Below are 10344 nucleotides of genomic sequence, written 5' to 3' on the forward strand. Positions count from 1 at the left end.
TTTCTTTGAATCCGGCACCCCGCGCTGGCACACCCGTGCCGGGCCGTTTCATGGCACCCGTTTACCGGTGACAAGCCGCTGACGGCAGGTGAGTCTGGATCACGTCGCCACCCACCACACCGCCCCCGACACCTGGTCCGGGGCCGGATCCGCGAGAGGAATGACGTGCCGAACCAGCTGCACCCGGAGACCCGGGCGATCCACGTAGGGGTCCCGGATCTCGGCGGAGCGCGCCCGTTGAACACGCCGCTCTACCAGACCGCCAACTTCGGCTACGACAACCCGGAGGAACTGGCCGAGGCCATCAACCGCCCCGAGTCGTTCGCCTACCTCCGCAACTCCAACCCCACGGTGCGGACCCTGGAGGACGCGCTCTCCGCCCTGGAGGGCGCGGCGGCCAGCCTCGCCACCTCCAGCGGCATGGGCGCCATCCACACCGTGCTGCACACGCTGCTCGGCAGCGGCGACCACATCATCGTCCAGAAGCACCTCTACGGAGGCACGTTCGCCCTCCTGAAGGATCTCGCCGCCCGCTACGGCGTCGAGGTCACCTACATCGAGGGCCGGGACGCGGCCGAGGTCACCGAGGCCCTGCGCCCGACGACCAAGGTGCTCTATCTGGAGACGCTCTCGAACCCGACCGCGCAGGTCACCGATCTGCCGGCGTTCTTCGCCGCGGGCCGGGCCGCCGGTCTCGTCGGCATCGTGGACAACACCTTCGCCTCGCCGCTCGGTTGCCGCCCGCTGTCGATGGGCGCGGACGTGGTCGTCCACTCCTCCACCAAGTTCCTGTCCGGGCACTGCGACGTACTCGGCGGCATCGCGTCCTTCGCCGACGCCGATCTCCACCGCAAGGTCTGGTCGCGCTCCCTGGAGACCGGCACGATCGCCGACCCGTTCGCCGCCTGGCTGACCCTGCGCGGTCTGGCCACGTTGGGGCTGCGGATGCAGCGCCACCACGAGAACGCCGACGGTCTCGCGCACTTCCTGTCCCAGCACCCCGGCATCGAGAAGGTGCACTGGCCGGGACTGCCCGACCACCCCGCGTACGAGCTGGCCAAACGGCTGCTGCCGAACGGCTACGGCGGCGTCCTCGCCATCGACGTGGCCGGGGGCCGCAAGGAGACCCTCGAATTCACCCGGCGCCTTCAGCTCGTCGACCGCGCCGTCTCCCTCGGCGGTTTCAAGACGCTCGTCCAGCAGCCGTCCGCCACTTCGCACCGCTCCATGGACGCCGCAGGGCTCAGGGCCATCGGCATCACCGAGGGCACGGTCCGTATCGCCGTCGGCCTCGAGCACCTCGACGACCTGAAGGCGGACTTCGCCCAGGCACTCGGCAGCTGATCAGCATCCTCCCTCTCTCCCAACTCACCTTTCCTCAGCAGGAGTTACCCACCCATGTCCCACCGCGCCACGCTCACCCCGCAGATGCTGCAGTACGCCGAGAAGTTCGACGACCGCGGTGACATCCGCTGGATGCCGTATCTGATGTACTTCCACGCCGCGGGCCACACCTCCGACGTGGTCAACACCGACCGGCTCGGCTTCCGCGTCTCCGAGGGTCCGGACGGCCAGAAGGCCGCGGTCGGCGGCCCGCTCCCCGACGGCCCGGTGCGGCTGCTCGCGGGCAGCTCCACGGCCTTCGGCATCGGCGCGAGCACCGACGGCGACACGCTGTCCTCGTACCTGTGGAAGAAGCACGCACCGTCGCTGCCCTGGCTGAACTTCGGCGGCCGCAGCCACAACTCCACCCAGGAACTGCTGCTCTTCACCCTCTACCGCCACCTGCTGCCCCAGGTCGACGAGATCGTGCTCTTCTCCGGCTTCAACAACCTGGGCCTGAGCCGGCTGCCGTCCTCCGTGCGCGGCGACAGCGGCGCCTTCTTCAACTGCAATGACTTCTCCGGGCAGATGGAGGAGCTGCGCGCCCGCAACCGCAAGGCGTCGGCGGGCCGCGGCCTGTTCGGCGGCCGCAAGAAGGAAGCCGCCGCCGAGCCCGTGGATCTGCGGGTGCCCGAGCTCGCCGAGCAGATCGACCTGGCCTCCGAGCTGACCCTGCGCCACCTCGACTCCTGGAAGCTGCTCGCCGAGGGCATGGGCGCGAAGCTGACCTTCGTCCTGCAGCCCCTTGCCACCTGGGTCCGTGAGACGCCGGCCCCCCAGGAGAAGCTGATCTTCGACGAGCTCGACGAGATCTCCAACTTCGGCGAGGTCTACGGCGACATCTCGTCCATGTCGGCCCGCGAGACCTACTCCAAGGAACTCCAGGCGGGCTGCGAGCGCATGGGCGTGCGCTACCTCGACATCAACCCGGTCATCGCCGACGCGATCGGCAAGGACGACTGGCTGTTCGTCGACCGCATCCACTTCACCGACGAGGGCCACGACCTGGTCGCGGGACTGCTCGCCAAGGAGCTCGAGCTCTCCTGACCCGCTCAAGGCCCCCACGTATCGACGTCCTCAACTCCTCGAAAGGCACAGCCAGATGACCGTCCTGCGCAACCTGATCAACAAGCTGCTCGGCCGCAAGCCGAAGCCGAAGAACGACGCCTCCATCTACCCGATGTTCTGAGCGGACCCCGCTCCCCATCCCCCGTCTCCCCAACCCCCGTCTCCCCACCCCCATCCACCACCAGCGCCCGTCCCCCGCTGGAGAACCGGAAAGAGGCTTGAAGTGTCAGCGCCCACCGTCGCTGCAGCACCGTCCCGCGCCACCCGTACACCGTCCACCGCCGCCGAAGCGGCGCGCACCGTCTACGGAAGGGTGGTCGACCCCGAAGCGGCTCTGCCGTCGGGCCGGCTCCTGACCGAGATACGCACCGAGCTCGAAGGCTCCCTGGACCCCGAAGCGGGCCTCGACGAGCTGCGGCGGCGGGCGGCCGACTGGTCGGCGGCGGAGAGGCTGCAGTACCAGGAGCTGCGCGAAGGGCTCCCGCAGGAGACCCGGGACGTACTCGTCCGGCGCACCGCGCTGGCCTGCGCGCCGCTGTCCCTGATGTCCGGGGCCTGGCTGCAGTGGCTGAGCTCGCCCGGCAACGGGGACGACCCGGCGGTCCTCGCCGTCCTCGCCCTGTACGCCTCCGACCTGGGCGTCGGCGCCCCGCGCGCCTCGCGCGGCGACGCCTATCTGCCGGTCCTGCGGCAGCTGGACATCTCCGAGAACGCGGTGCCCGCCCGCCGGCTGACCGCGGACCAGCGCATCGACGACGGCCACTTCCGCCTGCCGGCCCTGCTGCTCGCGATGAGCCGCCGCCCCGACGACTTCCTGCCGGAGATCCTGGGCGCCGACCTGTGTCTGCGGTCCGTCGGTCTGCTGCCCGCACTCACTCTCGTACGGGCTCAGAAGCCGACCGCCACCCGCTGGGACGTGGTCGACCCCGCGACGGCCCGGGGCGAGGGCCGCACCGGCACCGACCTCGCGGGGAGCGCCGTTGAGGCCGTCATCGCCCGCGACGGCGAGGAAGCCCGGACCCGGATCACCACCGGCTTCCGCTGGGCGCTCGCCACCCTGCGGGAGTGGAGCGCCCGGCTGCACACCGAGCTCACCGAGGCCTGCGACCCGGTCTTCGAGATGGCCGAGCTGATGCGCCTGCGGGCCCGCGAGGGCTCGGTCTACCACCACGACTACGCCCTGGAGGGGCGGCAGTTGTCGGACTGGCTCAAGGAGTGCCAGACCGATCCCCGGCCCATGCTCGCGGCCCTGTCCCGCAGCCGCCTGGTCCGCCCGGGCGCTCCCGAGCAGAGCATGCTGGTGACCGGACTCGTAGGCGAGAAGGGCCGGATGTTCCGGGTGTTCTCGCCCGAGGACCTCGGCGTCGTACGCCGCTGGATCGGCTCCCTGTCAGGACCGGCCGAAGGCACCCCCGAGGCCGGCGCCCCGCTCGCCCCCGCCCGTCCGCTCGCCCTGAGCGCCTGGCGTCCCGAAGACGGCGGCAAGCCGCCCGCCGATGTGCGCGAGGCCTACCACCTGCTCCTCAACCGCACGGACACCCCGGCGGTGCGCGCGTACGCACGGGAGTATGTGCACAGCTGGCTCGGCCGCTCGCGCCACGGCATCGACGACTCCTCCATGGCCCTGCCCGAGCAATGGACCCCGCGGGGGCTGCGCCCCTGGCTCGTGGACATGCACGACCAGCACAGCGAGGCCTTCGAGCAGGGCGCCGAGCAGGAGCTGCCCAGCCGCGACGAGCTCATCGACTCCACCGTCCAGCTCGCCCCGCTGACCCTGATCGACGGAGCCTGGATCAAGGGCTTCACCGACTACGAGCACGCCTCGTCCGAGATCGGGCACTCGCTCTTCGACACGTACTGGGACGAGCTCGGCAACGGCCAGGCGGACCTCAACCACCCGCTCATCTACCGCGAGGTCCTCCTCGAGATGGGCTTCGACCTGCCGCCGACCGCCTCCCGCGCGTTCGCCGCGTACGACGGCTTCCGCGACGGGTCCTTCGAACTGCCGGTGTACTGGCTGAGCATCGGCCGCTTCCCGCAGACCTTCATGCCGGAGGTGCTCGGCCTGAACCTGGCGATGGAGCTGTCCGGCGTGGGCGGCACCTACCGCAGGGCGCGCCTGGCCCTGAAGAAGTACGGGTTCAGCACCCGCTTCGTCGATATCCACAACACCGTGGACAACGTCGCGACCGGCCACTCGGCCTGGGCCGCCGACGCCATCGACACGTATCTCTCCTCGATCACGGCCTCCCAGGGCGCCGGCGCACTCGACGCCGCCTGGCAGCGCGTCCGCACCGGCTACCGCTCGCTCAACCCGCCGTCGGGCTTCCGCGCCCGTCAGGCCGCCCGCCGGGCCGCGCGCAATGCGACCAAGGGCCGCTGACCCCGCCTCCTTCTCGTCCCCGCTCGTCCCCGCTCGTCCCCAAAAAGCTTGCAGAACCCTGGAGTTGACCCCCATGACCGATTACGTCCTCGGCCTGTCCGCCTACTACCACGACAGCGCGGCCGCCCTGGTGGCCGACGGCGTCCCCGTGGCCGCGGCCCAGGAGGAGCGCTTCAGCCGTATCCGGCACGACTCGGCCTTCCCGGCGCTCGCCATCAAGTACTGCCTCGAAGAAGCCGGCATCACGCTCGACGACGTCTCCGCCGTCGCGTACTACGAGGACCCGAAGCTCAAGTACGAGCGGGTCAAGACCACCTTCGCGGGTGCGGCCCCGGCCGGTTTCGCCTCCTTCCGCGACACCCTGCCCGAGTGGCTGAAGTGGAAGCGCGACACCATCGACGTGGTCCGCCGCGAGCTCGCGGACCTGGGCCTGGGCCGCGTCCCCGAGCTGCACATCCGCCGCCACCACGAGACGCACGCCGCCTCGGCCTTCTACCCGAGCCCGTACGAGTCGGCCGCCGTGCTCTGCATCGACGGCGTCGGCGAATGGGCCACCACCACGCTCTGGCACGGTCGCGGTACGCAGCTCGACGCCGTCTCCGAGATCCGCTTCCCGCACTCGCTCGGGCTGCTGTACTCGGCGTTCACGTACTTCTGCGGCTTCAAGGTGGACTCCGGCGAGTACAAGCTGATGGGCCTCGCGCCCTACGGCAAGCCGCGCTACGCCGACCTGATCCGCGAGAAGCTGATCGACGTCAAGCCCGACGGCTCCTTCCGCCTGGACATGAAGTACTTCGAGTACCTGCGCGGCCAGGTCATGACCGGGCGCGGCTTCGAGGAGCTCTTCGACGGCCCGCGCCGGCTGCCCGAAAGCCCGCTCACCAACCGGGAGTTCGACCTCGCGGCCTCCGTACAGAAGGTCACCGAGGACGTGGTGCTGCTGCTCGCCGCGCACGCCCGGAAGGTCACCGGCGAGCGCCACCTCGTGATGGCGGGCGGTGTCGCCCTCAACTGCGTCTCCAACGGCAAGGTCATCAACGCCGGCATCTTCGACGAGGTGTGGGTCCAGCCCGCGGCCGGCGACGCCGGCGGTGCGCTCGGCGCGGCGCTCGCCGTCGCCTCGGACCGCGGGGCGCAGCGCACCCACCTGGGCAACGGGACCGACGGCATGTCCGGCTCGCTGCTCGGCCCGGAGTTCAGCGACGAGGAGATCGCCGCGTACCTGGACGGCGAGAACATCCCGTACACGCGTCTGACGAAGGAGGAACTCGCCCGCGAGGTGGCCGCCGAGCTCGGTCAGGGAAAGATCGCCGGCTGGTTCCAGGGGCGTATGGAGTTCGGGCCGCGTGCGCTGGGCGCCCGCTCGATCATCGGTGACCCGCGTGACCCGGTGATGCAGTCCACGATGAACCTCAAGATCAAGTTCCGGGAGTCCTTCCGTCCGTTCGCGCCCTCGGTGCTCGCCGAGGACGCGAAGGACTACTTCGAACTCCACCAGGAGAGCCCGTACATGCTGGTGGTCACCGGTGTCGCGCCCGCCCAGCGGATCGAGCACGAGGACGGCGACGGCGGCGCGAGCGGTCTCGACCTCCTGAAGGTGCAGCGCTCCACCATCCCGGCGGTCACGCACGTCGACCACTCGGCCCGGGTGCAGACCGTCACCGCCGAGCGCAACGCCCCGTACCACCGCCTGCTCACCGAGTTCAAGGAGCAGACCGGCTGCCCGGTCCTGGTCAACACCTCCTTCAACGTCCGCGGAGAGCCGATCGTGGCCAGCCCGGCCGAGGCGTACGCGTGCTTCATGCGCACCAACATCGATCTCCTGGCCGTCGGCAACTTCCTGCTGCGCAAGGAGGACCAGCCCGAGTGGCAGGAGGAGACGGACTGGCGGGACGAGATCCCGCTCGACTGACACCGCCGCACCACGAAATCAACTCACCACCAAATCAACTCACCACCAATCGAAGGGAATTGAAAGCCATGCGCGCCGCACTCCTGGCCCTCGTCTACTACCTGGTCGTCACCCCCGTCGGCCTCCTGGCCAGGGTCACCCGTGACCCGCTGACCCGCAGTTGGGATGCCGAGGCCCCGTCTTACTGGGTGAAATCCGCGCCCCGGACCGTCTAACGCTCAACTACCGTGCCCACCCCGGCCGACCGGGACACGACCACGATCACGAGTCACGCAGGAGCCAGCATGCACACCACGCCACCCCCACAAGAACGGATGGCCGGCCGACGGAACGAGTCAGGCACGGCGGAAGCCGTCCGGCTCACCATTCCCGTGGCCATGGCCTACATCCCGCTGGGGGTGGCGTTCGGAGTCCTGCTGACCGCGAGCGGAATCTCCTGGTACTGGGCTCCGATATCCACGCTCCTGATCTATGCGGGCTCCATCGAATTCCTCGCCGTCGGATTCATGGTGGCCGGACTCCCGCTCTATCAGGTCGCGTTCACCTCGCTGATCGTGAACTTCCGCCATATCTTCTACGGGCTGTCGTTCCCGATCGACCGCCTTCGCGGCCGGGCACAGAAGACGTATGGCGTCTTCGCCCTCACCGATGAGACGTACGGCATCACTTCGGCCGGCCCCGGAATGCACCTCAACGGCCGCCAGATCACCATTCTGCAAGTGGTCAGCCACGTCTGGTGGGTCCTCGGGGCACTGCTCGGTGCGCTGATCGGCCAGGTGATCCCGGAGAGCGTCAAGGGCTTCGAGTTCGCGCTCACCACGATGTTCCTGACCCTCGCGGTCAACGCGGTCCGCACCAGCCGCAGCGCCCGCCTGGTCTTCCTCGCGCTGGGCGCCGGAGTCATCGGCTACTTCGTGGACCAGTACGTGATCGAGGAGTCCTTCCTCGTCGTGAGCCTGCTCCTCTACATGGTGGCCATCAGCTGTATGTACCAGAAGGAAAAGAACGAGAAGGGCCAGGTGAAGTCGGCATGATTTCCGACCTGCACGCATTCGCCGTCATCGCCGTCATCTCCGTGGTGACCATCGCCCTGCGCGTGGCCCCCTTCTTCGTCCTCGGAAAGCCGGACTCGGACGGCCAAGTGAACGGCTATCTCCGGTACATAGGCGAGAAGATGCCGACCGGCGTGATGGTTCTCCTGGTGGCCTACACCATCAAGGACCTGAACGTCACCGTCTATCCCTATGGCCTGCCGACACTCGTCTCCCTGGTGGTCGCGGCCGTCCTTTACTGGAAGACGGACAACTCGCTGCTTTCCATCGGCGGTGGCGTGGCCCTCTACATGACGCTCGTCAATGGGGTGGTCTGAGATGAGTGGTTCGACTGCTGTTCTCGTCCTGGAGGACGGGCGAGTTTTCCGCGGCCGTTCTTATGGCGCCGTGGGGGAGACCTTCGGCGAGGCGGTGTTCTCCACCGGCATGACCGGCTACCAGGAGACGCTGACCGATCCCTCGTATCACCGGCAGGTCGTGGTGATGACGGCTCCGCATGTGGGCAACACCGGTGTGAATGACGAGGATCCGGAGTCCTCGCGGATCTGGGTCGCGGGTTATGTCGTACGTGATCCTGCGCGCCGGCCGTCGAACTGGCGCTCTCAGCGGTCGCTGGACGAGGAGCTGGTGGATCAGGGCGTCGTCGGCATCTCCGGTGTCGACACCCGGGCGCTGACCCGCCACCTGCGGGAGCGGGGTGCGATGCGTGTGGGCATCTTCTCCGGCGAGAAGGTCGCGGATGATGCGGCGCTGCTTGCGCGGGTGAAGGAAGCGCCGCAGATGAAGGGCGCGAATCTGTCGGCGGAGGTGGCGACCAAGGAGGCGTACGTCGTCCCCGCGATCGGCACGAAGCGGTTCACGGTCGCTGCGGTGGATCTCGGGATCAAGGGCATGACGCCGCAGCGGATGGCTGAGCGGGGCATTGAGGTGCATGTGCTGCCGGCGACCGCCACGGTCGAGGACGTTTATGCGGTGAACCCGGACGGGGTGTTCTTCTCCAACGGTCCGGGTGACCCGGCTACGGCTGATGGTCCCGTTGCTGTGATGCAGGCCGTGCTGGAACGGAAGACGCCGCTGTTCGGCATCTGCTTCGGCAACCAGATTCTGGGCCGCGCGCTCGGGTTCGGTACGTACAAGCTGAAGTACGGCCACCGGGGCATCAATCAGCCGGTGCAGGACCGTACGACCGGGAAGGTCGAGGTCACCGCGCATAACCACGGGTTCGCCGTGGACGCCCCGCTCGACCGCGTCTCCGACACTCCGTACGGGCGGGCCGAGGTCTCGCATGTGTGCCTGAACGATCAGGTGGTGGAGGGGCTTCGGCTCCTGGACCAGCCGGCGTTCAGCGTCCAGTACCACCCCGAAGCTGCCGCGGGTCCGCATGACGCCGCGTATCTCTTCGACCGCTTCGTAGAGCTCATGGAGGGCCAGCGTGCCTAAGCGCACCGATATCCAGTCCGTCTTGGTCATCGGCTCCGGCCCGATCGTGATCGGTCAGGCCGCGGAGTTCGACTATTCGGGTACGCAGGCCTGCCGGGTGCTGAAGGCCGAGGGCCTGCGGGTGATCCTGGTCAACTCGAACCCGGCCACGATCATGACCGACCCGGAGATCGCCGACGCCACGTATGTCGAGCCGATCACACCGGAGTTCGTCGAGAAGATCATTGAGAAAGAACGCCCCCATGCGCTCCTTCCGACCCTGGGCGGCCAGACCGCGCTGAACACCGCGATAGCACTCCACAGCAACGGTGTGCTCGACAAATACGACGTCGAACTGATCGGCGCCAACGTCGAGGCCATCAACAAGGGCGAGGACCGCGACCTCTTCAAGGAGGTCGTCGCGGAGGTCCGTCGCAAGATCGGGCATGGCGAATCGGCCCGTTCGGTGATCTGCCACTCGATGGACGACGTCCTCAACGGCGTTACGGAATTGGGTGGTTACCCGGTCGTGGTCCGTCCTTCCTTCACGATGGGTGGCGCCGGTTCGGGTTTCGCGCATGACGAGGAGGAGTTGCGTCGGATCGCGGGTCAGGGTCTGACGTTGTCGCCGACCACTGAGGTGCTCCTGGAGGAGTCGATCCTGGGGTGGAAGGAGTACGAGCTGGAGTTGATGCGCGACAAGAACGACAATGTCGTGGTCGTCTGCTCGATCGAGAACTTCGACCCGATGGGTGTGCACACCGGTGACTCGATCACGGTGGCGCCGGCCATGACCTTGACGGACCGTGAGTATCAGCGGCTGCGTGATGTGGGTATCGCGATCATCCGTGAGGTGGGTGTCGACACGGGCGGCTGCAATATTCAGTTCGCGATTGATCCGGTCGACGGCCGGGTGATCGTGATTGAGATGAATCCGCGTGTGTCGCGGTCGTCGGCGCTGGCGTCGAAGGCGACGGGTTTCCCGATCGCGAAGATCGCGGCGAAGCTGGCGGTCGGTTACACGTTGGATGAGATCCCGAATGACATCACGGAGAGGACTCCGGCGTCGTTCGAGCCGACGCTCGACTATGTGGTGGTGAAGGCTCCGCGGTTCGCGTTCGAGAAGT

At 68.1% G+C, this 10344-nt stretch carries 9 protein-coding genes; all 9 read left to right on the plus strand.

Going from position 1 to position 10344, the window contains the following annotated elements:
• Positions 1-165 precede the first annotated feature (165 nt).
• Positions 166-1344, plus strand: coding sequence for a PLP-dependent aspartate aminotransferase family protein (locus JAO81_RS28875; protein ID WP_199550893.1), 1179 nt, complete (start codon positions 166-168; stop codon positions 1342-1344).
• Between the two features lie 54 nt (positions 1345-1398).
• Positions 1399-2430 (plus strand): SGNH/GDSL hydrolase family protein, encoded by a 1032-nt coding sequence (locus JAO81_RS28880; RefSeq protein ID WP_233416059.1) that lies wholly within the window; start codon positions 1399-1401, stop codon positions 2428-2430.
• Positions 2431-2674: 244 nt separating this feature from the next.
• Positions 2675-4834 (plus strand): iron-containing redox enzyme family protein, encoded by a 2160-nt coding sequence (locus JAO81_RS43750; RefSeq protein ID WP_199550894.1) that lies wholly within the window; start codon positions 2675-2677, stop codon positions 4832-4834.
• Between the two features lie 73 nt (positions 4835-4907).
• The gene (locus JAO81_RS28890; protein ID WP_199550895.1) at positions 4908-6746 is read left to right on the plus strand and encodes a carbamoyltransferase; all 1839 of its coding nucleotides are present in this window, start codon (positions 4908-4910) and stop codon (positions 6744-6746) included.
• Positions 6747-6814: 68 nt separating this feature from the next.
• Positions 6815-6961, plus strand: a complete 147-nt coding sequence (locus JAO81_RS28895; protein WP_199550896.1) for a hypothetical protein — start codon at positions 6815-6817, stop codon at positions 6959-6961.
• Between the two features lie 69 nt (positions 6962-7030).
• Complete coding sequence (locus JAO81_RS28900; protein WP_199550897.1) at positions 7031-7780, plus strand: AzlC family ABC transporter permease; 750 nt, start codon at positions 7031-7033, stop codon at positions 7778-7780.
• Entirely contained in the window at positions 7777-8115 is a 339-nt protein-coding gene (locus tag JAO81_RS28905) for a branched-chain amino acid transporter permease (protein ID WP_199550898.1), read from the plus strand. Before JAO81_RS28900 ends, JAO81_RS28905 begins: the two co-directional genes overlap by 4 nt.
• Before the next feature lies 1 nt (position 8116).
• The gene (carA, locus tag JAO81_RS28910; RefSeq protein WP_233416060.1) at positions 8117-9238 is read left to right on the plus strand and encodes a glutamine-hydrolyzing carbamoyl-phosphate synthase small subunit; all 1122 of its coding nucleotides are present in this window, start codon (positions 8117-8119) and stop codon (positions 9236-9238) included.
• Positions 9231-10344, plus strand: a 1114-nt coding sequence (carB, locus tag JAO81_RS28915) for a carbamoyl-phosphate synthase large subunit (protein WP_199550900.1), incomplete at its 3' end; no start/stop codon positions are given. The genes carA and carB, both read left to right, overlap by 8 nt.

This window comes from Streptomyces sp. N35 (genome assembly GCF_016464295.1).
GTDB lineage: Bacteria > Actinomycetota > Actinomycetes > Streptomycetales > Streptomycetaceae > Streptomyces.